Annotated in this window: 21 protein-coding genes; 13 read left to right on the top strand and 8 right to left on the bottom strand. The window is 38.3% G+C overall.

The annotated features are described in order from the left end of the window. Window positions 1–42: 42 nt before the first annotated feature. On the bottom strand, window positions 43–702 hold the full coding sequence (locus tag FEDK69T_RS09750; protein WP_023573997.1) for a YceI family protein: 660 nt from the start codon (window positions 700–702) through the stop codon (window positions 43–45). Window positions 703–885: 183 nt separating this feature from the next. On the opposite strand from FEDK69T_RS09750, the gene FEDK69T_RS09745 reads away from it, so the two are divergent. The 6 genes from FEDK69T_RS09745 to FEDK69T_RS09720 all read left to right on the top strand — a co-directional run bounded on the left by FEDK69T_RS09745 (window position 886) and on the right by FEDK69T_RS09720 (window position 6,977). Continuing rightward, window positions 886–1,446: a nucleotide exchange factor GrpE gene (locus FEDK69T_RS09745; RefSeq protein WP_023573996.1), complete on the top strand. Its 561-nt coding sequence runs from the start codon at window positions 886–888 to the stop codon at window positions 1,444–1,446. A gap of 19 nt (window positions 1,447–1,465) precedes the next feature. Further along, complete coding sequence (dnaJ, locus tag FEDK69T_RS09740) at window positions 1,466–2,593, top strand: molecular chaperone DnaJ (protein WP_023573995.1); 1,128 nt, start codon at window positions 1,466–1,468, stop codon at window positions 2,591–2,593. Between the two features lie 165 nt (window positions 2,594–2,758). Beyond that, window positions 2,759–3,682: an ABC transporter ATP-binding protein gene (locus FEDK69T_RS09735; RefSeq protein ID WP_023573994.1), complete on the top strand. Its 924-nt coding sequence runs from the start codon at window positions 2,759–2,761 to the stop codon at window positions 3,680–3,682. Window positions 3,683–3,715: 33 nt separating this feature from the next. Further along, complete coding sequence (locus tag FEDK69T_RS09730; protein WP_023573993.1) at window positions 3,716–5,023, top strand: ABC transporter permease; 1,308 nt, start codon at window positions 3,716–3,718, stop codon at window positions 5,021–5,023. A 75-nt stretch (window positions 5,024–5,098) separates the two neighbouring features. After that, window positions 5,099–6,262 carry a sigma-54-dependent transcriptional regulator gene (locus tag FEDK69T_RS09725; RefSeq protein ID WP_023573992.1) on the top strand — a complete coding sequence of 388 codons (1,164 nt, stop codon included), beginning with the start codon at window positions 5,099–5,101 and terminating at the stop codon, window positions 6,260–6,262. 73 nt (window positions 6,263–6,335) lie between these two features. After that, a complete protein-coding gene (locus tag FEDK69T_RS09720; protein ID WP_023573991.1) occupies window positions 6,336–6,977 on the top strand; it encodes a DEAD/DEAH box helicase in 642 nt (213 codons plus the stop codon). A 51-nt stretch (window positions 6,978–7,028) separates the two neighbouring features. Here FEDK69T_RS09720 and FEDK69T_RS09715 read toward each other — a convergent pair whose 3' ends face one another. Together FEDK69T_RS09715 and FEDK69T_RS09710 are read right to left on the bottom strand one after the other, a co-directional pair. Then, the gene (locus FEDK69T_RS09715; protein ID WP_023573990.1) at window positions 7,029–7,634 is read right to left on the bottom strand and encodes a hypothetical protein; all 606 of its coding nucleotides are present in this window, start codon (window positions 7,632–7,634) and stop codon (window positions 7,029–7,031) included. Between the two features lie 12 nt (window positions 7,635–7,646). Beyond that, complete coding sequence (locus tag FEDK69T_RS09710; RefSeq protein ID WP_023573989.1) at window positions 7,647–8,141, bottom strand: RNA polymerase sigma factor; 495 nt, start codon at window positions 8,139–8,141, stop codon at window positions 7,647–7,649. Window positions 8,142–8,445: 304 nt separating this feature from the next. On the opposite strand from FEDK69T_RS09710, the gene FEDK69T_RS09705 reads away from it, so the two are divergent. Both FEDK69T_RS09705 and FEDK69T_RS16100 read left to right on the top strand, forming a co-directional pair. After that, window positions 8,446–9,750 (top strand): NAD(P)/FAD-dependent oxidoreductase, encoded by a 1,305-nt coding sequence (locus FEDK69T_RS09705; protein WP_023573988.1) that lies wholly within the window; start codon window positions 8,446–8,448, stop codon window positions 9,748–9,750. 84 nt (window positions 9,751–9,834) lie between these two features. Beyond that, a complete protein-coding gene (locus FEDK69T_RS16100; protein WP_023573987.1) occupies window positions 9,835–11,079 on the top strand; it encodes a GNAT family N-acetyltransferase in 1,245 nt (414 codons plus the stop codon). A 46-nt stretch (window positions 11,080–11,125) separates the two neighbouring features. Here the strand turns inward: FEDK69T_RS16100 and FEDK69T_RS09695 are convergent, their stop codons facing one another. Beyond that, window positions 11,126–12,187 carry a DUF3810 domain-containing protein gene (locus tag FEDK69T_RS09695; RefSeq protein WP_023573986.1) on the bottom strand — a complete coding sequence of 354 codons (1,062 nt, stop codon included), beginning with the start codon at window positions 12,185–12,187 and terminating at the stop codon, window positions 11,126–11,128. 100 nt (window positions 12,188–12,287) lie between these two features. On the opposite strand from FEDK69T_RS09695, the gene FEDK69T_RS09690 reads away from it, so the two are divergent. Continuing rightward, complete coding sequence (locus FEDK69T_RS09690; RefSeq protein WP_023573985.1) at window positions 12,288–12,581, top strand: (2Fe-2S) ferredoxin domain-containing protein; 294 nt, start codon at window positions 12,288–12,290, stop codon at window positions 12,579–12,581. A gap of 85 nt (window positions 12,582–12,666) precedes the next feature. Next, window positions 12,667–14,130 (top strand): aminoacyl-histidine dipeptidase, encoded by a 1,464-nt coding sequence (locus tag FEDK69T_RS09685; protein ID WP_023573984.1) that lies wholly within the window; start codon window positions 12,667–12,669, stop codon window positions 14,128–14,130. A 13-nt stretch (window positions 14,131–14,143) separates the two neighbouring features. Here FEDK69T_RS09685 and FEDK69T_RS09680 read toward each other — a convergent pair whose 3' ends face one another. From FEDK69T_RS09680 to FEDK69T_RS09670, 3 genes are all read right to left on the bottom strand, one after another. Further along, window positions 14,144–15,271 carry a PepSY-associated TM helix domain-containing protein gene (locus tag FEDK69T_RS09680; RefSeq protein ID WP_023573983.1) on the bottom strand — a complete coding sequence of 376 codons (1,128 nt, stop codon included), beginning with the start codon at window positions 15,269–15,271 and terminating at the stop codon, window positions 14,144–14,146. Between the two features lie 101 nt (window positions 15,272–15,372). Beyond that, window positions 15,373–17,544: a TonB-dependent siderophore receptor gene (locus FEDK69T_RS09675; RefSeq protein WP_023573982.1), complete on the bottom strand. Its 2,172-nt coding sequence runs from the start codon at window positions 17,542–17,544 to the stop codon at window positions 15,373–15,375. Between the two features lie 179 nt (window positions 17,545–17,723). Beyond that, the gene (locus FEDK69T_RS09670; RefSeq protein WP_035630601.1) at window positions 17,724–18,236 is read right to left on the bottom strand and encodes a DUF6265 family protein; all 513 of its coding nucleotides are present in this window, start codon (window positions 18,234–18,236) and stop codon (window positions 17,724–17,726) included. 145 nt (window positions 18,237–18,381) lie between these two features. Between FEDK69T_RS09670 and prfA the strand changes: the two genes are divergently transcribed. The 3 genes from prfA (at window position 18,382) to FEDK69T_RS09655 (ending at window position 21,404) form a co-directional block, all read left to right on the top strand. After that, window positions 18,382–19,455: a peptide chain release factor 1 gene (gene prfA, locus FEDK69T_RS09665; protein ID WP_023573980.1), complete on the top strand. Its 1,074-nt coding sequence runs from the start codon at window positions 18,382–18,384 to the stop codon at window positions 19,453–19,455. A gap of 281 nt (window positions 19,456–19,736) precedes the next feature. After that, a complete protein-coding gene (pyrF, locus tag FEDK69T_RS09660) occupies window positions 19,737–20,549 on the top strand; it encodes an orotidine-5'-phosphate decarboxylase (RefSeq protein ID WP_023573978.1) in 813 nt (270 codons plus the stop codon). Window positions 20,550–20,594: 45 nt separating this feature from the next. Next, complete coding sequence (locus FEDK69T_RS09655; RefSeq protein ID WP_023573977.1) at window positions 20,595–21,404, top strand: ABC transporter substrate-binding protein; 810 nt, start codon at window positions 20,595–20,597, stop codon at window positions 21,402–21,404. Between the two features lie 150 nt (window positions 21,405–21,554). Here FEDK69T_RS09655 and FEDK69T_RS09650 read toward each other — a convergent pair whose 3' ends face one another. Then, window positions 21,555–22,286 (bottom strand): DUF4197 domain-containing protein, encoded by a 732-nt coding sequence (locus FEDK69T_RS09650; protein WP_023573976.1) that lies wholly within the window; start codon window positions 22,284–22,286, stop codon window positions 21,555–21,557. Between the last annotated feature and the right edge of the window lie 129 nt (window positions 22,287–22,415).

The following is a 22,415-nucleotide window of genomic DNA, read 5'->3' as shown; positions in this document are numbered from 1 at the left end:
TCCGATGCTTTTTAAAGATTATAACGTAAGATGAATTAATAATTATTTTTTTGCTTTTACGTTTACCTGTAAAATCATTTCGTCGTGAACGAGATTGTCTTTCAGTGTGCCAGCAATAGTCTTTGAACCGTAAGTAATATTCCAGTAAGTTCGGTTTAATACCAAAGAGTCGCTCACAAAATTAATTTCGTTGTCGCTAACATTTATAGTAGCCGGGAAATTAACGGATTTAGTTACATTTTTTATGGACAGATTACCATAAACAACAGTTTTGCCATTTTCATCTTCAATTCGTCTAATCTGGAAAAGGCCTGTAGGATATTTTTCAACGTTAAAAAAGTGGTCTTTTTCATCCTTATCGCCGGTTCCTTTCAAATGCGCTTCCAAATCTTCTTTACCGTCATCCGGTTTTAAATCGGTAACCGTAATGGTGTTCATGTTAATAGTAAATTTTCCGCCAACAACTTTGTTGTTTTTTACAATAAATTCACCTTCCTGAAGGTTAACCGTTCCCATATGTTTTCCTGTCGGTTTTGATCCTGACCAGTATATGATGGATTCAGACGGATTTGCTTTGTATATGTTGCCTTCTGTGGAAGCTACCGGCTCAGCATTATCTTTGTTGGTTTCTGTTTCACTTTTTTTGCAGGAGACAAAAACCATACAGGATGCTATCAAAAGGCTTAAAACAATTTTTTTCATAATAATGAATTTTACGCGTTATACAAATCTATTTATTCGTAATCAAAAACTTCTTAAAATTATACTAAAGTTAGATAACTAATTCCGGGTTTGCAATATTTAATTAAAAAAACAAATGACAAATTGACATTTTTAAATGCTTTGGCAATACATTTGCAGTCCCAAAAGTGATACAAGAAAATAATGTTCAAAAAAATATTTAAAAATATGAGCCAGGAAAGTACTGAAAACATCGAGAATGAGCAGTTACAAAATGAAAATGTTTCAGAAAACCAGGAGATTGAAAATCCGGTATTAACTCCGGAACAGCAATTTGAGGAAGATTTAGCAAAAGAAAAAGACAAGTTTTTGCGTTTGTTTGCCGAATTCGAAAATTACAAAAAACGTACCTCAAAAGAACGCGTGGAACTTTTTAAAACTGCCGGTCAGGAAGTTTTGCAGTCAATGTTACCGGTTATGGATGATTTTGACAGGGCTATGGTCCAAATCTCAAAAACCGAAGATGAGAATCTGTTGAAAGGTGTTGAATTAATTTACGAAAAATTAAAATCAACTTTGCTTTCAAAAGGATTGGAAGAAGTGGAAGTAAAAGCAGGGGATGTTTTCAATGCCGATTTCGCTGAGGCGATAACACAAATTCCAGCCGGAGATGATTTAAAAGGAAAAGTGGTGGATGTAGTGGAAAAAGGATATAAGTTAGGAGATAAGATTATTCGTTTTCCGAAAGTAGTTATTGGGCAGTAAGCCAAAATAAAGCAAGCTGATGAAAAAAAGAGACTTATACGAAGTATTAGGAGTTCAACGAGGCGCAACCCCAGAGCAGATAAAAAAAGCTTACCGTAAAAAAGCACTGGAATTCCACCCTGATAAAAATCCGGGCGACAAAGTGGCGGAAGATAAATTTAAGGAAGCTGCCGAAGCGTATGAAATTTTAGGAGATGCTGACAAAAAAGCACGTTATGATCAGTATGGTCATGCGGCCTTTGAAGGAGCAGGCGGATTTGGCGGTGGAGCTCACCATATGAATATGGACGATATTTTCAGCCAATTCGGTGATATCTTCGGAGGTGCCTTTGGAGGCGGTTTCGGAGGATTTGGCGGGAACAGCGGTGGTCAACGCAGAATGAAAGGCGGAAACCTTCGCATCAAAGTTAAACTTACTTTGGAAGAAATCGCCAATGGAGTTGAGAAAAAAGTTAAGGTAAAACGCAAAGTTCAGGCTCACGGTGTTACCTATAAAACTTGTCCGACATGTCACGGTTCGGGTCAGGTCATGAAAGTTACCAATACGATCTTAGGAAGAATGCAAACGTCTTCACCTTGTCATGCTTGTGGCGGAACAGGGCAGATTATTGACAGTAAACCATCACAGGCGGATGCTCATGGTTTGATTATGGAGGACGAAACCGTTTCAATCAAAATCCCGGCAGGGGTTGTTGACGGTATGCAGTTAAAGGTTTCCGGAAAAGGAAATGATGCTCCGGGTTCTAACAGTATTCCGGGTGATTTGATTGTTGTAATTGAAGAAGTAGAACATGAGTTCTTAAAACGTGAAGGGGAGAACCTACATTATGATTTATACATCAGTTTTGCAGAAGCCGCTTTGGGAACTTCAAAAGATATTGAAGCAGTAGGAGGAAAAGTCCGAATTAAGTTGGAAGAAGGTATTCAGTCGGGAAAAATTCTTCGCCTGAAAGGGAAAGGAATTCCAAGCATCAACAGTTACGGAAGCGGTGATTTGCTGGTTCACGTAAATGTTTGGACACCTAAAACGTTAACTAAAGAACAAAAACAGTTCTTCGAAAAAGCGTTAAACGAAGACAACTTCATTCCAAAACCTGAAAAAACTGACAAATCTTTCTTTGAGAAAGTAAAAGATATGTTTTCATAATTTTTTTGTTGTTATGTTTTTAGCATAGCAATTTTTTTTCCCATCCTGATGTAAGTCAGGGTGGGTTTTTTGTGTAACAATATAACACAATCGACAACTAATGTGTACTTTTACACGCGCTAGGTTAAAATTGACCGAAGTGATGAAATAAATCAAAATTTTGCAATGAGTTCAATTCTTGAAGTTAAAAATGTTGTTAAGCAATATGGCGACTATACTGCTTTAAACAGTGTTTCATTACAAGTTCCCCAGGGCAGTATTTACGGGCTTCTTGGTCCTAACGGTGCCGGAAAAACATCTCTTATCCGCATTATCAACCAAATTACCATGCCTGATGGTGGCGAAGTATATCTGGATGGCGAAAAATTGGCGCCTCACCACGTACAGCACATTGGCTATATGCCTGAGGAACGTGGTTTGTATAAAACCATGAAAGTGGGCGAACAGTGTTTGTACTTGGCACAACTGAAAGGCTTGCCTCATTCCGAAGCCAAAAAACAATTGAAATATTGGTTCGATAAATTTGAAATAGGCAACTGGTGGGATAAAAAAATTCAGGAATTGTCAAAAGGGATGGCGCAAAAAGTGCAATTCATCGTAACCGTTCTTCACGAACCTAAATTATTGATTTTAGACGAACCTTTTTCAGGTTTCGACCCGGTTAACGCCAATCTTATCAAAGATGAAATCATCGAACTTAATAAAAAAGGGACTTCAGTAATTTTCTCTACCCACCGCATGGAAAGCGTAGAAGAGATGTGCGATTACATCGCTTTGCTTCATAAATCAAACAAACTGATTGAAGGGAAGTTGATCGATGTAAAAAAATCCCATAGGACTAACTCGTTTGAAGTCGGTATCTTGTCCGATAACGTGGAGCGCCTGATGTATGAGCTGACTCAGAAATTCAAGTTGGAGCAAACCAATTTTAAATCCTTAAACGATGAGATTAAGCTGAATATAAAACTTGACAGAGCAACGCCAAATGAATTATTGAACATCCTTACGCAAAACGGTCAGGTAACTCATTTCGTTGAGAAAATCCCAACCGTAAACGATATTTTTATCCAAACAGTAAGCCAAAAGTAATTGTGAATGCTAATTCATAACTCATAACTCAAAATGTCTGTAGTACCATTAATCATAAAAAGGGAATTTGTTGCCAAAGTGCGCAATAAATCATTTATCGTAATGACCTTTTTAAGTCCGCTCTTAATTGTCGGAATGTCATTTTTAATCGCTTACCTGGCCAATATGAATAAAGGCGAAGTAAAAAAAGTGGCGATTCACGATGAATTGGGCGTATTCAAAAAAGACTTTAAAAACAATAAAGAAACAGCCTATGTAGATTTATCGGCGATGCCTTTCAAGGCAGCAAAAGACACTGCCAGCAAAAATTATGAAGGCTTGATCTATATCCCGAAAGTGACCAATCCGAAAGACTTGGCAACAAAGGTAGAGTACATCTCTGATGATAGTCCGAGTATGGAATTTATCATGGAGATGGAGGATGTGATTAACCATCAACTTACCCAGAATAACTTAAAAGAATTAGGCTTTGATTCTGCAAAAATTGATAGCGCTCAAGTGGAATCCGATGTGCATTTGGCTAAATTTTCGGGTGAAGACAGCTTGAAAGGGCTGAACGAAATCAAAATCGGAATCGGTTCTGCTTTCGGTTATCTGATTATGATGTTCATTATTATTTACGGGAATTTTGTGATGCGAAGCGTTATCGAAGAGAAAACGAACCGTATCATTGAAATCATTATTTCTTCGGTTAAACCTTATCAGTTGATGATGGGTAAAATCATCGGAAACTCATTAGCAGGAATTCTTCAATTTGCAATTTGGGCTATTCTTGGTTGTGCACTGTTAGTAGGTGTGTCATCCTTGTTCGGCATTCAGGCTGGAGGAGCAGCATCTTCGGTAGATCCGGCAATGGTAGATGCTGCCAAACATGAATTGGGAGGTACGATACAAATGTATATTCATGAGATTTGGAATCTACCCATCGGAACATTAATCACTTGTTTTATCATTTATTTTATCGGAGGATATTTCCTGTATAGCTCACTTTATGCGGCCATCGGTGCGGCGGTCGATTCGGAAACCGATTCACAACAGTTTTTATTGCCGATTATCATGCCTCTGATGTTAGGAGTTTATGTCGGATTCTTTACCGTTATGGATGATCCTCACGGAACTGTGGCTACGGTATTCTCCATGATTCCGTTTACATCGCCTATCGTAATGCTGATGCGAATTCCGTTTGGTGTGCCATGGTGGCAGTTAACATTATCGATTGCTTTACTTTTTGGAACGTTTTTTGGTGTGGTGTGGTTTGCCTCGAAAATTTATCGCGTAGGTATTTTAATGTACGGTAAAAAACCAACCTGGAAGGAATTGTATAAATGGCTTAAGTATTAGTAATTTAGTAGTCTAGTTCTTAATTTTAAAATTCCTCTGTTTTAGTTATTCAGCAACTCAGAAACTCAAAAAAAGATGTCAAAAATATTAATCATCGAAGACGAAGCATCCATCCGCAGGGTTTTGGTAAAAATCCTATCGGAAGAAAGTGATACCTATAAAGTGGATGAAGCAGAAGACGGTCTTCAGGGCTTGGAAAAAATCAAGAACGAAGATTATGATTTGGTTTTGTGCGACATCAAAATGCCAAAAATGGATGGCGAAGAAGTACTCGAAGCCGTTAAAAAAATAAAACCGGAAATCCCGATGGTGATGATTTCAGGTCATGGCGATCTGGAAACTGCCGTTAACACTATGCGTCTTGGAGCTTTCGATTATATTTCCAAACCACCGGATTTGAACAGGTTGTTAAATACGGTCCGACACGCTTTAGACCGAAAACAACTGGTGGCGGAAAACAAAATCCTGAAAAAGAAAGTTTCCAAAAATTACGAAATGATAGGTGAAAGCGATGCCATCAATCAGATTAAAGAAATGATTGATAAGGTAGCGCCAACCGAAGCCCGGGTTTTAATTACCGGTCCGAATGGAACAGGTAAAGAGTTGGTGGCGCATCAGTTGCACGAAAAAAGTGAGCGTTCAGGTGCTCCGCTGATCGAAGTAAACTGTGCTGCTATTCCTAGTGAACTGATTGAAAGCGAATTGTTCGGTCATGTAAAAGGGGCCTTCACTTCAGCGGTGAAAGACAGAGCCGGGAAATTTGAAGCAGCAGATAAAGGAACTATCTTTTTGGATGAGGTTGGTGATATGAGTCTTTCGGCGCAAGCAAAAGTATTACGCGCTTTACAGGAGAATCTCATTCAGCGTGTAGGTGCGGATAAAGATATCAAAGTCAATGTTCGCGTGGTGGCGGCAACCAACAAGGATTTGAAAAAAGAAATAGCAGAAGGCCGCTTCCGTGAAGATTTATACCACCGTCTGGCGGTGATTTTAATAAAAGTTCCGGCATTGAATGACCGACGCGATGATATTCCTTTGCTGGTAAATCATTTCGCTGAAAAAATTGCTTCAGAACAAGGAACGACAGTTAAGAAATTCTCTGTCGATGCCATTAAATTATTACAGGAATACGATTGGACTGGAAACATCCGTGAACTTCGAAATGTGGTGGAACGCCTTATTATTTTAGGCGGAACGGAGATTTCGGAAAACGATGTGAAACTGTTCGCAAGTAAATAAATTAGTTGAAAGTGATGAGGCAAACATAAATTTAGTTTTCCTTATCTCTTATCCCTTTTAACTTAGCTTTTAAATGAAACTAAAAAAAATAAACGAAAAGCTGTCCAAGGCTTTAGCCGAAAACGGAATTGAAACGCCGAATGAAATTCAGAAAGACTGTTTCAGCACCCTGAAAAGCGGTGCGGATGCAGTTGTGATTATGCCTAAAGGTGGCGGAAAATCTACGACGATAGTGTACACGGTAATCCAGAAACTTGAAAAAGCTGTTGGTGAATCTACCCGCGCACTTATCATAGTGCAAGACAAAGAAGCTGTTCTGGAAATGGTAGATACATTTAAACGATTCGCCCATTATACCAATTTACGTGTTTTTGGCTCTCATGACAAAGGTGATATCGATTACGATAAAAACCAGATTTCGTTAGGGGTTGATGTTTTGATCGGTACACCTAACAGAATCAACGCCATGTTTTCTTCAGCAGGTTTTAACATGAACACGGTAAAAATGTTTGTGATTGACGATGCCGACGAACTTTTTAAATTAAGAATGGATGCCATCGTTTTGCGTTTGTCCAACAGTGTCGAAAAAACGCAACGCCTTTTCTTTGCAGAAGACTTAACCGAAAGGGTAGAGGCTCTTGCCGATAAAATCATGATTGAACCTTATTTGTTTGGTGTGGACGATTATGAGGATGAAGAAGATTACGAGGATTAAGATTAATTAATAAGCATAAAAAAAGCTTCAACATTGTTGAAGCTTTTTTTATTATAAATCGATTTTCTTTAATTCTTCATAATTTTTGTGAAGTCTTCTTAGCAAGAAACCATAAATCAATCGGTAGAACAACCATACGATTAAAAGAATAACGAGTAAAAATACCAGTAATAATAAACTTGCGCCCACTACAACTTTCATTTCCTGATGCGTGTCAATAAGCAACAATTTTACTTGAGAACCAATAATAAGCAGTCCAGCCAAAAACACATAGGCTATATTAAAGAAAATGTAATAGGTTACCGTTTTTCTTGTTCTCAAAATACTCTCCATCAGTTTTTTTGTTGTGGATGTAGAGGATATGGATTGGAAGTTTTTGTAAAATAAATAGATAAAGAATGCTGCAACGGCATAACTCACATAATCCGAATAACGAACAAAAGTTTCTACCCATCCTAATTTTGAATCAAAATCATTCGGAAGTAAAAAACTCAGGGAATTCAAAGCAATAAATTCAATGATACTGATAATAAAAATCCATTTTACGATAGAAGACGATTTCTTATGCAGCATGGCATAAATCTCCTGTTCCGAAATTTTCGGAAACTGAGGTTCGTTTTTCTTCCAGTCCTTTTTTAATAAATCTAACTCGTCCATGTTTTCCTTTCCTTAGGGATTTACTATTCGTTTTAATTTTCCTTTGATCCTGTTCATTTTAACCCTTGCATTTACTTCACTAATCCCAAGTGTTTCGGCAATCTCTGTGTAATCTTTGTCTTCGAGGTACATGAAAACCAAGGCTTTTTCAATGTCGTTCAACTGGTGTACCGCTTTATACAACAATTTGATCTGTTCTTCCTCTTCGTAATTGTAGTCATCATGGGCAAACCTGTGAATCGTACTGTCAAATTCGATGGTGTTGATCGATTTGGTTTTCTTCCTGTAAAGCGTGATGGCCGTATTCAAAGCCACCCGATACGCCCAGGTGGTAAATTTCGAATCACCCCGAAACTGAGGGAATGCTTTCCAAAGCTGAATGGTAATTTCCTGAAACAAGTCCTTATGTGAATCTTCATCAGAAGTATACAGCCTACAAATCTTGTGGATAATATTCTGATGTTCTTTTAATTGAGAAACAAAGGACTGCTCTAAACTCGAATTCATAAATCATTAGTGTTAACTTGTAACCAATTGTTACAAATTTTTGTTTTTTATTTTTCAGGAGCATCACTTCAGGCATTTTTTTAAGCCATGGTCCCGCTTTTCGCTCTATCTTTTAAATTGTCATATTAAGCGGAGTCGAAATGTGACAATTTAAAAGGATGCCGCTCCAATCGGGGCTAAGGGAAAACGTTAGGCATTTTATAAACTTCTCTCTTCTCCCTTTTCTCTTTTCCCTTTTTTCATAACTCTTCTGCTTACTTTCTTCGTAACTTAGCTACTTAGTAACTCAGCTACTCAAAAGAAAATGAATATTCCCCGATCGAGTTTTCCGCGCATCGTGATTATAGGTGGCGGTTTTGCCGGAATTTCACTGGCTAAAAAACTTAAAAATAAAAATGCACAGGTTGTCCTTCTCGACAAACACAATTACCATACGTTTCAGCCGCTCTTGTATCAGGTAGCCACGGGCGGATTGGAAGCCGGTTCCATAGCTTACCCGATCAGGAAAGTAGTTCAGGATTATGAGAATTTTTACTTCCGATTGGCTAATGTTAAGGAAATCGATGCTGAAAATAAAAAAATCATCGCTGACATAGGTGACCTGTATTTCGATTATCTTGTGATTGCAACCGGCTCCAAAACCAATTATTTCGGAAACAAGGAAATCGAGAGTTTCAGTATGGCGATGAAAACTATTCCTCAATCGCTAAATATACGCAGCCTGATTCTGGAAAATTTCGAACAGGCATTACTTACCAATGATATCAATGAAAGAAATGCGCTTATGAATTTCGTTATCGTAGGAGGAGGGCCAACCGGAGTGGAACTTGCCGGGGCTTTGGCTGAAATGAAAAAAGCCATTCTTCCCAAAGATTACCCAGATTTGGATATTCGCAATATGGGGATTCACGTTGTTCAGGGAAGTGAACGTTTGCTCGATGCAATGTCGCCAAAATCATCTCAAAAAGCAGAAGATTTTCTCCGTGGATTGGGCGTGAGTATCTGGAAAAGTGTAAGGGTAACCAATTACGACGGAAGAATGGTAACCACCAATTCGGATTTAACTTTTGATACGGCAACTGTAATTTGGGCGGCAGGAGTGAAAGGCGCTGTAGTGAACGGTTTGAAAAAAGAAGCCTTAACGGAACGTGCCGATCGCGTAAGGGTAAACGAATTCAATCAGGCGCTGGGTTACGACACTATTTTCGCAATTGGGGATGTAGCTTTAATGGCTTCCGATAAAAATCCGCAAGGTCATCCCATGATGGCACAACCAGCGATTCAGCAAGGTGATTTGTTGGCAGAAAACCTGATTAACCTATTGCAAAATAAAAAAATGAAACCTTTTGTGTTCAATGATAAAGGTTCTATGGCCACTATCGGAAGAAATAAAGCAGTGGTTGATTTACCGCATTGGCATTTTCAAGGTGTTTTTGCTTGGTTCGTTTGGATGTTTGTACATTTGTTCTCGCTAATCGGATTCAAAAACAAAGCGGTGGTGCTGATGAATTGGATTTACAATTATATCAAATTCGATCGCGAAGGCCGTTTGATTATCCGTCCGTACAAAAAGAAAAATATTCAAAGTTTTACCAGCGATGAATTCTAAGGGGTTTAAGCCATATACTTGTGGCGTATTGTATAAAGTTGTCCTCAGGCTAAATGGCGACAATGAAAATGCAAAATAATAATCATGACTTTACAACTAACGATAAGACCAGGAACAATCTACGATTTAGCGGAGTTGTTACAATTATTTGTGGATACGATAACTACAGTCTGCACAAATGATTATAATGATCAACAAATAAAAGTGTGGACTTCGGGTGCTGAAGACGAGGAACGTTGGTTTGATATGCTGAGTAACCAATTTGTATTAGTAGCCGAAGACGCAGAAAAAATTATTGGCTTCTGCACATTAGATAAAGGAAATTATGTCGATTTGATGTACGTGCATAAAGACTATCAGGGACAAGGAATTGCAAGTAGACTTTATTCAGAAATAGAAAAAGAAGCGATAAAAATTGGGAATAAGCGATTGACTTCAGATGTTAGTATAACAGCCAGACCATTTTTTGAAAAAGTAGGCTTTAAAGTGGTCACAAAACAAATAGTTGTGCGAAAAGGAATTGAATTGATAAACTTTAAAATGTCTAAAGAACTGACAAACATGCAAACAAAGATTAAATTTTCTCCAGAAGAAATATCAATAAATAGAATTGACAATTATCCCGGCCGACCAACAATTATTTTTTTACATGATTCATTGGGTTGTGTTGAATTGTGGAGGGATTTTCCGGAAAAACTCGGAACATTGACCAATTGTAATGTTTTGGTTTATGACCGCCAGGGTTATGGGAAATCCTGTCCGTTTATATACAGTAAACGCGATAATGATTACATGGAACTGGAAGCCGATATCCTAAACGAGCTTTTAAGTTTTTGGAACATTGATAAAGCAATTTTGTTCGGTCACAGCGACGGTGGTTCCATAGCTTTGCTTACCGCGGCAAAATATCCGGAGAAAATTTCAGGGATTATTACTGAAGGCGCTCATGTCCTTGTGGAAGAAGTTACCTTAAACGGTATTAGAGAAGCGATTGATCTTTACAAGACAACCGATCTAAAGTCCAAATTAGAGAAATACCACGGAGATAATACTGAGGATATGTTTTGGGCATGGGCCGGTAAATGGACTAGTGACGAATTCAGAAGTTGGAACATCGAAAGTTTTTTACCATTGATTAAATGTCCGTCGTTGATTATTCAAGGCGAAGATGATGAGTATGGCACTTTGGAACAAGTCGAAAAAATCAATTCGCAAGTAAGTGGTCCTTCGTCAAAATTGATTATACCCAACATAAAACACACGCCTCATAAAGAAGCGCCCGATTTTGTTTTAGACAAGTCGGCAGAATTTATCAGTAAATTGGTTTAGAAATAAGAAATGCTTTTGAGGGGCAAAAAAAAAGGTTTTTGATTGGCTAAAGTTTGTTGGTTTTATAATAATTAACCATTAATCCGACAAACTTGCTGTAGCCTTCCAAACCGTCTTTTTGCTGGTTTACTTTCAGGAAGTTGTCGTAAAATGTGTGGAAAATAACGTCGATAAATGTTTGATGGCTGTCCCAGAATTTTTCGGTTTCTTCAAAGTTTTTCAAGATTCCGGGATGAATCAGTGGAATTAATTCTTCGGAAGAGCCTTCTTTAAAGTTTTCCATGTTTCCTAAGCAGTAGCGTAACGCATAGGCGTAACCGCAGTATCTGAAATAAATATCGTCATTGTAAATTGTGGCCATATAACCTATGAAATTCGCCTCGCTTTCAGGGCCAATGCCGATTTGATGCGCCATTTCATGTCCGGTGGTTGTGGTGAAATTATGCAATGGAATCAGATTGTTTACCTGTGCTTCATTGGTAAATGGGTTGAGGTAACCACCAAAGCCCATGTATGTCAGCGGTGTACTTAATAGGGATGGTTTAACCGAATGATTTTCATATTTCAGATAGGGAAACGCTTTTACGAGGTTGTCATAACCGTTTTGGGTTTTCTCAAAAATTTGTTCCCGATTGAAAGGCAACACAACTTTAACGGTGTCATTTTTGACTAGTTGCGAATGGATTGCATTAGTTTTGACAATCATCAGTTTGGTGAAGGCTAATAATTCTTCCGGTGTGTATTCGCGCTCAATATTGAGTTTTACATACATTGGAATCCGCAAATAGTTTATTCCCCACATCAGGTTGAAGAAAAAATAAAACACCGATACAAATCCTAGAAATGATAACAGATTTGATTTCCACTTCATTTTCCATGTTTTTCGTTGCTTCCAAAACCAACGCAGCAAAAAGAAAACCGCAATGCAATACAAAACGTCACCCACAGAAAACGGAATTTTTCCCAATGTGATTCTCGAAATTCTGACTAAAGGAGGATAGAATCCGTTGCTGTAATAGTGTTCCACAACTTCTGGAAAAAAAGAAAGGATCTTTAATCCGATCAGTTGAAAAACGAGAAAGAGAGGTAAAATCAGTTTTCGGTTCATGGAGAAAATTTTGCTAAATATAAAAAATGTAAATTGAATGAAGGAATGAAAGACTTGTCGTAAATTTGTAAGACGGAAGAAACGCTAAAAAAGGGACGCCATGAGAAAGCTAGAAATGCGGAAAAAAGTCATTTTGTTTTGCGATGGCAACAAATGCAGTAAGGACAACAAAAACAACCGAAAAATGTTTCGTGGTCTGATCAAGCAAACCGAAATGAAAGGCGAAGTGGAGATTATAAAAACGCAGTGCACAGACAATTGCAAGTGCGCTCCCGTTGTTGGTTTTCAACCCGACAATGTTTGGTATGGCGAGGTATCAGAGAAAAAAATCCCGCAGCTTTTTGAGGAACATGTCGCACATGCAAAACTTCTGAATCACGATAATTCCCAGTAAAAATTACGCGATTTTCTCATCTGCAAAGAGGTAAAACTTTGTACCTTTGGAACTTTGTAGAAAAAAACAACATTAAATAAAAAATATGAGCCAGGAAGTAAGAAACCTTGAGCCTAAACAGCTTTGGAATAAATTTTCCGATCTGAATGCTGTACCGCGCCCATCTAAAAAAGAAGAACGCGTAATTGCATTTATGATGGATTTCGGAAAAAAGCTAGGTCTTGAAACCATTAACGATGAGATAGGAAACGTAATCATCAAAAAGCCGGCTACGGCAGGAATGGAAAATCGCAAAACCATCGTAATGCAGTCGCATTTGGATATGGTGCACCAAAAAAATAACGATACCGTTTTCGATTTTGATACTCAGGGAATTGAAATGTATGTGGATGGCGACTGGGTTCGCGCTAAAGGAACAACTTTAGGTGCTGATAACGGTCTTGGTGTAGCGACTATCATGGCAATTTTAGAAAGCACAGATATCAAACACCCGGCTATCGAAGCGTTATTTACTATCGATGAAGAAACTGGAATGACCGGAGCCATAGGCTTAAAAGGCGGTTTGCTTGATGGTGAAATCCTTTTGAATTTAGATACTGAAGAAGATGATGAGATCGGCATCGGTTGTGCCGGAGGTGTTGATGTTACGGCAACCCGTCAATATAATGAAGAAGATGTTCCGGAAGGTTCGGTAGGATATACCATTACTGTTAAAGGTTTAAACGGAGGTCACTCCGGTATGGATATCGATAAAGGTTTGGGTAACGCTAATAAAATCATGAACCGTTTATTGTTTGACGGATTTGAAAACTTCGGGTTGCAGATTGCAGAAATCAACGGGGGAAGTTTGCGTAATGCGATTCCGCGTGAGAGTGTTGCCAAAGTAATCATTGCGGAAATGTATGATGAGGCTTTCGTGTTTGATATGCAGGAAGTAATCAACGATATCAAATTCGAATTCAAAACGACTGAGAAAAACCTAACTATCGAAATCGTTAAATCCGAATTACCATCCAAAGTAATGGATTTAGGAGTTCAGGAAGGTTTGCTTCGTTCAATTTATGCTGCTCATAACGGTGTTTACAGAATGAGTGCCGATATGGAAAACCTTGTGGAAACTTCAAATAACATCGCGCGAGTGATTGTGAAAGACGGAGAAATCTCAATTCAAAACTTAACACGTTCTTCGGTTGAATCATCAAAATTCGATTTGGCCAATGCATTGCGTTCGGCTTACGAATTGTTTGGCTGCGAAGTATCTGTTACGGGTTCTTACCCGGGCTGGACACCTAATGTAACTTCTCCGATTTTAGATGTTATGACATCCATCTATGAAAAACAAAACGGTTCCAAACCTAATGTCGCTGCTTGTCACGCCGGATTGGAGTGTGGTATCTTAGGAACAAACTATCCGGATATGGATATGATTTCCTTCGGACCGACCATCAAAGGAGCGCATAGCCCGGATGAAAGAGCGTCGATTGCTTCGGCTCAGAAATACTGGAAATTTGTACTTGAGATTCTGGAGAATATCCCGATGAAAAACTAAATAAAAAAGGTTCTCAACTTCGAGAACCTTTTTTATTTTTCCTTCCCCACCAAATCAAAAATCCGGTAACGGGTAAACTGGCAATCAGTAAACTGATTAAGAAAGCAAATATTTTTCCGGGTAAGCCCATAATGGCTCCTGTGTGAATATCATAATTCATTCGCATCAGTTTGTCGGAGTTGTTAGCTTCTGGAAACCTTCCCCAAATATGATTAACCTGTTTTTCTTCTAATGTATATTGGTCGAAATAGCGGTAATCTATTTTCCAATACGTGCCAGTTTCCGGATTAGCGTTGGCCGCAATCGACATACTGTCAGTTTCCGGTGGATGCACTTCGATGGATTTGGCAGCTGGGTATGCCATTTGCATCATCACCCAAGCTTTGTCCAATGGATTGGCTGTTTTGACATCAAATGCTTTTGGTTTTACAGAAACAGGATCCTGGTAAATCAATTCTTTTTCTCCACCAATTACCTTATAGTAGCAATAGGCAAACCAAGGGAATCCCCAAACCAAACCTGTTATGGCGAAAATCAGTGAAATACTCATCACGTAAAATCCTGTGATATTGTGTAAGTCGTAGTTTTTTCGCTTCCATTTCAGTCCTTCTTTCCATTGAAACCAAAAACGCTGTTTGGCAGCTTTCTTGTTTTTCGGATACCAAAGGATAAAACCACTGATTATCATCAGAATGAAAATAAGAGTGAAACTAGCCACGACGGTTTGTCCAATTTCATGGGGAAGCCACAGATAGAAATGTCCATCCAGAATAAAACGGAAAAATCCTTTTTCCATATCGACAGTTTCTAAAACCTTTCCGTTATAAGGGTTAAGGTATACCGTATAGTGGTAAAAAGGTTCGTAGTTATAAAAAATGGCTTCTGCCGCTTTATGAGGTTCATTGTATTTTATGGCATGTAATTTCTTGGCAGGAAGTTCTTTTACAACAATCTTTTGCAATTGTGATGGGGGCAAAAAGGGGGCATTTTGTTTTTCGGCAAAGCGGTACTCCTGAGTAAGATTCTGAATTTCTTCCTGAAAAGCATATAAGCATCCGGTAATGGCCAGAATGAAAACGACAGTTCCGCTGGTTAGCCCCAACCAAAGATGAATTTTACGGATGTTTTTTTTGAAGTTCAATTTTTCAATTTTAAATTATTGAAAGACTGCCTTCGAAAGTTTATTTAATTTATGAACGAACTTTAAAGACAGCCTTTGGAACTAACTAAATATTAATTTGTTTAAATTTTATAAGTAATTCCGGCAGTCAGAGTTCTCAAAGCCTGAGGTGTAACTGTAGACCATCCTGTATAATACTTTTCATTAAATATGTTGTTCAGTTTTAAGGCAACATTGAATCTATTGTTGGTATATGTTATAGCTGAATTGGCAATGCTGTAACTTGGTAATGTAAATGTTCCTGTATTAGCTCTGTTTAATGTTTTGTGCTCACTTGCATGGTTTCCACCAAGGCCAAAACCAAGACCTTTTAGTTTTCCGTACGTAATTGTGTAACTAGCCCAAAGGTTTGCAACAGTTTCCGGTCCTGCTTCCTCTGGTCTCATACCTAAATAACCACTTGCAGGATTGTCTTTTTTCACTTCGCTGTGATTGTTGCTGAAACCGGCTACAATGTTCATTCCGTTAATTGGATTAGCTATAACACTAACTTCTACACCTCTGCTCACTACTTCAGCTCCTTGAATTGAATTATTAGGGTTTGTAGGATCTGCCATTACGCGGTTGGTGACATTGATGTTGTAATAACTTGCTGTAGCTGATATTCTGTTTTTGTATAGATTGGTTTTTACTCCAAATTCAACCTGATTCGCATGTTCAGGATCAAAGGATTTCATACGAGGATTTGATCCGTCAATATCGGTAACGGACTTCGGAGACACGTTCACAAATCCATTCATGTAGTTTGCAAATACCGAAACTCTGTCTTTTATTGGCTGGTAAACCAATCCTAATTTTGGAGAAACTGCTGTTTGCCCTTTGTTCTCGCTGTCTTCATACGGGGATTTTACTTTTCCTTCGAAATAATCTACACGAACACTTGCCATTGCTGATAGTTGAGGAAGAAAATGTATTACGTCAGATACATAAGCACTATATGCTGTTGATTTTGCATTTGAAATATATGATGTCCCTGCCAATTTAGTGTTTACTGCTTCTAAGCTTAAATCTCCAGTGTCGGTACCATTTGCCAAAGATACAGTTCCATGGTTAAGCCAATCCGTTCCATTGTTTTCAATTTTTGAATTGTAGTAATCTAAACCGGCAACAATTTTGTTAGGCATGTTTCCAATTTTAAAGTCACCGATGAAATTTTGTTGGATATCAATGGTTGCTGTGTTTCCGTCTGCTTTTGAAATTTTTCTTGTGAAAGAATCACCGTTTGAATCATCCCATAAATAGGAGTAATACCCGTCAGTTTTACTTTTGCTTCCAGAAATGACAGTTTGTGATGTCCAGCTTTTAGAAAGTTTGTACAACGTTTGAAACTGCCCGCTGTACGTAGGGTTTTTAATAGATAGGTCGTTTGAGGTAAATGAGTTTTTGTAGTTTTTCTCAAATAAATCCATTGAGTGGAAGGAAAGAGGGACAAAACGGCTTAAAAAGATCATTGGTGCATTTGCAGCTTCTCTGTTAGTGATCTGGGTGTTGACTAAGAATGTTAATCTGTCGTTAGCCTCGTAAGTGAAAGATGGGGCTACGAAGAATGATTCACCGAATCCATGATCCTGAAAAGTGTTTCCTTTCTGATAAGCAGTAGAAATGCGTAGTAATACATTCTTTCTCGCATTTAAAGGAGTGTTTAGATCGGCTGTAACACGATCCTGGTTGTAAGTACTAGGGTTGTAGGTGACTTCAGCTCCAAAATCTTTATATGGTTTTTTCGTTGTGATATTGATTAAACCACCATAAGAGATAACGCTGCTTCCAAATAATGTTCCGGATGGGCCTTTGATAACATCGATGCTTTCAATGTGTGATGGATCGATAGTACCGTTGTTAAGTGCCGGAAGACCATTAACCATAGTTGGCTGTACCGCAAAACCTCTCATCGAGTAGAATTCTGCACCGTCACCGGCACGACCTGTAGATTCCCAAAGACGTGTAACACCGGTTGCGTTTTTCATTCCGTCATTGAAATTAGTTACTACTTGTTCTTTCAATAACTCGCCCGAAATCGAATTGTAAACCTGCGGGTTTTCAAGATCTTTTAAAGGCATCTTGGAAACCGTTGGGTTGCTGTCCTTTTTGAACTTGTTAACGTTTCCGTTGATGATAACTTCATTTAAAGTTTTAACGGAATCTTTTTTTACTTCATTTTTTTCGGTTTCCTGTGCAAGGGCGCCTGAACCAATGAATAAAAATCCTAGTGAAAGTAATTTTATTGTCCTCATTTTATTTAGAATAAATTAAAATAATATTTTGACGCAAAAATAATTGCTGAAAAAAATATATTCAAAATTTATTTAGACTTATTTTAAATAAAATTTGTGATATTTTTATTACTTGTTGATTTGCAGTTTTTTAGAAATAAAAAACCCTCGAAATCATCGAGGGCTTCAGGTTGGGTAGGTTATTTTTTCTTCATCGCAAACATTTCCTTGCTTTCTTTTCCGTCTTTCATTCCGGAAATTTCAGCAACTAAACTATCCGAGGAAATCAGGCTGTAAGTGATCTTGTTGGGAAAATCATGTTTCGGATTTTCAAAGACTACCTGTTCATCGTTGGCGGTAGTCATGTAAAAGGCAACCGGTTTGTCGTTGTTTTGTCCTTTTACTGTTACATTGTAGAATAAGCTGTCATTCTTTTGCTGTAAGACAACATTTTCATGAAATACAGTGTCGATTGCTGCCGTAATAAAGCTCTCACCAACAAAAGTGCTGTCATTTTCCTGTTTCCAGGTTTCGGTTAAATTACCTTCCGCAGAAGTATTTCCCCATTCACCCAAAAGCCAGTCTGCTTTTTCAAGCTCATCGTAAGTTTTGGTTACAATCTCTTCCGGTTCACCTATTTGCAGTGAACTCTCCTTTCTTTGGTTACAAGCAGCCAGTGAAATTACAGCTAATGTAACAGTAATTTTTTTCATTTTCATTCGGGATTTTAATCGGGATAAAGGTATATAAATTGAATAATACGAAACAAAAAAATAGAAGTAGATTTTTAGCTGTTTTTTGAACGTATTTTTTTTGTAATTTTGCAGTCCGAAACAACGTATATAAAACATACAGAATATGTTAGACAGATTGCAATATGTGAAACAACGTTTCGACGAGATCTCGGATTTGATTATTCAGCCAGATGTTATCGCCGACCAAAAACGTTATGTTCAGTTAAATAAAGAATACAAAGATTTGAAAGCCTTAGTTGAAAAACGCGAGGAATACATCAATCTTGACGGAAATATAAAAGAAGCGAAGGAGATTATTGCTGATGGCTCCGATGCCGAAATGGTGGAAATGGCCAAAATGCAATTGGATGAAGCTCAGGAGCGTTTGCCTCAATTAGAGGAAGAAATCAAATTCATGTTGATCCCTAAAGACCCAGAAGACGCGAAGAACGTGATGGTGGAAATCCGCGCCGGTACAGGTGGGGACGAAGCGTCTATTTTTGCAGGGGATTTGTTCCGTATGTATACCAAATACTGCGAAAGCAAAGGTTGGAGAACTTCCGTGGTGGATATGAACGAAGGAACTTCAGGAGGATTCAAAGAGGTAATCTTCGAAGTTACCGGTGAAGACGTTTACGGAACATTAAAGTTTGAAGCAGGTGTTCACCGTGTTCAGCGTGTACCGCAAACAGAGACACAGGGGCGTGTACACACTTCCGCAGCAACGGTTATGGTGCTTCCGGAAGCAGAAGAATTCGACGTACAAATCGACATGAACGATGTTCGTATCGATTACTTCTGTTCGTCAGGTCCTGGAGGTCAGTCGGTAAACACGACAAAATCAGCGGTTCGTATGACGCACATTCCAACCGGATTGGTAGCACAATGTCAGGACGAAAAATCACAGCATAAAAATAAAGACAGAGCCTTAACGGTTTTACGTTCCCGTTTATACGAAATGGAATTGGCTAAAAAGCAGGAGGAAGACGCGAAAAAACGTAATTCTCAGGTAAGTTCCGGAGACCGTTCTGCGAAAATCCGTACCTATAACTATCCGCAGGGACGTGTAACCGACCACAGAATCGGTTTGACATTATACGATTTGGATGGTGTGATGAACGGAAGCGTACAGAAAATCATCGACGAATTACAGTTGGTGTCGAATACTGAAAAACTGAAAGAAAGCGAAGTTTTCTAAGAGAAAATAGAGCCAAGAATAAAGAATAAAGACGCCATACTGAATTTAAGGATGGCGTTTTTTTTTTTGGAGCGAATGGCTTGGGTTTTTTTGCTATCCATTTTCCCGCTTTCCGTTGCAATCTGTCGTTGTGAGATTGCACGGCAATCTCCCAAAGCCAGGATTTTCACTTAAATCGGGGCTAAAGGGATAGGCATTTGAACTTTTGGATTCGGATGGGATAAAAACATACTGAAAAATAGTCGGCAACTTCGTAACTTTGCCGCTCAGCAACTTAAAAGATGACAACACAAGAACTACAACAGCAAATTCAAGCCAAAAAATCATTCTTATGTATTGGATTGGATGTCGATTTAAACAAAATTCCGGAGCATCTGTTACAAACGGAAGATCCTATTTTCGAGTTCAATAAAGCGATAATCGATGCAACTCACGATTTATGCGTTTCGTACAAACCGAATACGGCTTTTTACGAAGCATATGGAATTAAAGGCTGGCAGTCTTTGGAGAAAACCATCAATTACATCAATGAAAAGTATCCGGAAATTTTCACCATTGCTGATGCAAAACGTGGTGATATCGGAAATACTTCTTCCATGTACGCGAGAGCTTTTTTCAAAGATTTGAATTTTGATTCGGTTACTGTGGCACCTTATATGGGGAAAGATTCGGTAGAGCCGTTTTTGGCTTTTGAAGATAAGCATACTATTATGCTGGCCTTAACATCGAATGAAGGTGCTTTCGATTTTCAGACTCAGAATGTTGATGGGACAGAATTATACAAAGTTGTTCTGGAAACATCGAAAAGTTGGAAAAATTCCCAAAGCCTGATGTATGTGGTAGGAGCAACCAAAGCGGAATATTTTACTGAAATCCGAAAAATTGTTCCGGACAGTTTTCTTTTGGTTCCCGGCGTGGGAGCTCAAGGCGGAAGCTTAGCTGAGGTTTGCAAGTACGGAATGAATGACAATGTTGGTTTGCTGATAAACTCTTCACGAGGCATTATTTATGCGTCCACCGAAGCTGATTTTGCCGAAAAAGCGAGAGTTGAAGCTTTGAAGTTGCAACAGGAAATGCAAAGTATTTTAAGCTAATCGTACGAATTTTAAATTTGAAATAGCAACCTTAAACGAAATCGCTTGAAACAATTAACCGATCAACTCGGAACGCAACATTCGTTCGCTCAAACACCTAAAAGAATTATTTCCCTGGTTCCGTCCCAAACCGAATTGCTTTACGACATGGGTTTGGAGGACAGCATTGTGGGAATTACTAAATTCTGCGTGCATCCGTTCCATTTCAAGTCGACCAAAACGATTGTGGGTGGTACCAAACAGGTTAAGATTGATAAGATAAAAGAACTACAGCCGGATATCATCATTGCCAATAAGGAAGAAAATACGCTTGAGATTGTCGAATCGTTAAAAGATATTTGTCCGGTTTGGGTTACGAACATTATTACCATCGAAGATAATCTTCAAATGATTTCCGATTTCGGAGAGTTGTTCAACAAACGGACCGATGCCCAAAAATGGATTGATAAAACCAATTTCGCATTAGCTGATTTTCAAAACTTCATGAAAGATAAGGAAGTTCAGAAAGTGGCATATTTTATATGGGCCAATCCGTATATGGTAGCGGGCGGGGATAATTTTATCAATGAATTGCTGAAGCTGAATAAATTCGAAAATATCTACGATAATCATCCTAAATACGAAGGAAGGTATCCTGAAATTGTGATTCAGAAAATGCGCATTCAAGGAGATCCCGATATAGTTTTGTTGTCTTCGGAACCCTTTCCGTTTAAAGACGAGCATGCTTTTGAATTAGGGCGTCATACCCATCACGCCAAAACCGTTTTTGTGGATGGTGAAATGTTTTCCTGGTACGGAAGTCGTTTGGTGAAGGCTTTTGATTATTTCAAGCAATTGCACCGTCGTCTGAATTAATGCAAAAAAAACCACGCCCGAAAGCGTGGAATTCCTTTTAAACTAACCCTAACCAAATGAGAAACTCTCTATTTGATTACAAAGTTCCGATAATTTTTTTTTAGTTAGTGTTAATAAATTGTTATTTGTATCTTATTGATTTCTAAATTTTTAGCCTTGTTTTTGATCTTGTAGAGCAAATACCTTTTTTAGCAAATCAGTGCTTCTGGATGACAGGTTGTTACGGATATCTTTTTCTTCTACGGCTATCATTTTAAATACACCTTCCATCGCTTTGTTGGTAGTGTAATCAGTTAAATCCGGATTCACTTTTTTAACCAACGGAACACTGTTGTATTTTGTAATGATGGTAGACCAAACTTTATCAGCGCCTACTTTAGCAAATGATTGTTTAATTACCGGATTGAATTTTGCATACAATGCCGTTGAGGTTGAGGTTTGTAAATAGGTCGTTGCCGAACGGTCATTACCCAATAAAATATTTCGGGCATCGGTAAAACTCATTCCTTTTACTGCGTCAACAAAGATTGGAGTCGCTTCTTTCACTGCGTCTTCAGCAGCGCGGTTCATAACTTTTAAACCTTCGTCAGCCAATTTACTCATGCCGATATCACGAAGTGTTTTGTCTACTTTTTTAAGTTCTTCTGGTAAAAGGATTTTTACCATTTCATTTTTGTAGAAGCCATCGGCAGCGGTAAGTTTTACTACCTGTTTGTCAATTCCTTTATTCAGGGCTTCTTTCAATCCGGAAGAAATTTCGGCTTGTCCGACATAAACCTGTCCCAATCCGCCTTGTGTTTGTGGTAACTGATCAATAACCTGTTGCATTTCGGCACATCCGAAAAAAGGAAGAAAAGCCAAAAGAAGTACTGTTTTTTTCATGCTCATTTGAATTAGTGTTCAAAGGTAAACAAACATTGTACCAATTTTATTGTATTGGATTTTCTTATGAGAAAATAATAATAATCAATTTGATTTATAAAATAACGATAAGTTAATTCGGTAATTTTA

It is taken from the genome of Flavobacterium enshiense DK69, assembly GCF_000498495.1.
Lineage (GTDB): Bacteria > Bacteroidota > Bacteroidia > Flavobacteriales > Flavobacteriaceae > Flavobacterium > Flavobacterium enshiense.
Note: the sequence above shows the minus strand (reverse complement) of the source record. Positions and strands in the feature narration are given on the sequence as shown.

What these genes read in the sequence shown, in the direction of transcription:
- FEDK69T_RS09750 (WP_023573997.1), bottom strand. Translation starts at nt 702, where the DNA reads ATGAAAAAAATTGTTTTAAGCCTTTTGATAGCATCCTGTATGGTTTTT.
- FEDK69T_RS09725 (WP_023573992.1), top strand. Translation starts at nt 5,099, where the DNA reads ATGTCAAAAATATTAATCATCGAAGACGAAGCATCCATCCGCAGGGTT.
- prfA (WP_023573980.1), top strand. Translation starts at nt 18,382, where the DNA reads ATGTTAGACAGATTGCAATATGTGAAACAACGTTTCGACGAGATCTCG.
- FEDK69T_RS09745 (WP_023573996.1), top strand. Translation starts at nt 886, where the DNA reads ATGTTCAAAAAAATATTTAAAAATATGAGCCAGGAAAGTACTGAAAAC.
- FEDK69T_RS09705 (WP_023573988.1), top strand. Translation starts at nt 8,446, where the DNA reads ATGAATATTCCCCGATCGAGTTTTCCGCGCATCGTGATTATAGGTGGC.
- dnaJ (WP_023573995.1), top strand. Translation starts at nt 1,466, where the DNA reads ATGAAAAAAAGAGACTTATACGAAGTATTAGGAGTTCAACGAGGCGCA.
- FEDK69T_RS09715 (WP_023573990.1), bottom strand. Translation starts at nt 7,634, where the DNA reads ATGGACGAGTTAGATTTATTAAAAAAGGACTGGAAGAAAAACGAACCT.
- FEDK69T_RS09695 (WP_023573986.1), bottom strand. Translation starts at nt 12,187, where the DNA reads ATGAACCGAAAACTGATTTTACCTCTCTTTCTCGTTTTTCAACTGATC.
- pyrF (WP_023573978.1), top strand. Translation starts at nt 19,737, where the DNA reads ATGACAACACAAGAACTACAACAGCAAATTCAAGCCAAAAAATCATTC.
- FEDK69T_RS09710 (WP_023573989.1), bottom strand. Translation starts at nt 8,141, where the DNA reads ATGAATTCGAGTTTAGAGCAGTCCTTTGTTTCTCAATTAAAAGAACAT.
- FEDK69T_RS09675 (WP_023573982.1), bottom strand. Translation starts at nt 17,544, where the DNA reads ATGAGGACAATAAAATTACTTTCACTAGGATTTTTATTCATTGGTTCA.
- FEDK69T_RS09650 (WP_023573976.1), bottom strand. Translation starts at nt 22,286, where the DNA reads ATGAAAAAAACAGTACTTCTTTTGGCTTTTCTTCCTTTTTTCGGATGT.
- FEDK69T_RS09690 (WP_023573985.1), top strand. Translation starts at nt 12,288, where the DNA reads ATGAGAAAGCTAGAAATGCGGAAAAAAGTCATTTTGTTTTGCGATGGC.
- FEDK69T_RS09735 (WP_023573994.1), top strand. Translation starts at nt 2,759, where the DNA reads ATGAGTTCAATTCTTGAAGTTAAAAATGTTGTTAAGCAATATGGCGAC.
- FEDK69T_RS09730 (WP_023573993.1), top strand. Translation starts at nt 3,716, where the DNA reads ATGTCTGTAGTACCATTAATCATAAAAAGGGAATTTGTTGCCAAAGTG.
- FEDK69T_RS16100 (WP_023573987.1), top strand. Translation starts at nt 9,835, where the DNA reads ATGACTTTACAACTAACGATAAGACCAGGAACAATCTACGATTTAGCG.
- FEDK69T_RS09670 (WP_035630601.1), bottom strand. Translation starts at nt 18,236, where the DNA reads ATGAAAAAAATTACTGTTACATTAGCTGTAATTTCACTGGCTGCTTGT.
- FEDK69T_RS09720 (WP_023573991.1), top strand. Translation starts at nt 6,336, where the DNA reads ATGAAACTAAAAAAAATAAACGAAAAGCTGTCCAAGGCTTTAGCCGAA.
- FEDK69T_RS09685 (WP_023573984.1), top strand. Translation starts at nt 12,667, where the DNA reads ATGAGCCAGGAAGTAAGAAACCTTGAGCCTAAACAGCTTTGGAATAAA.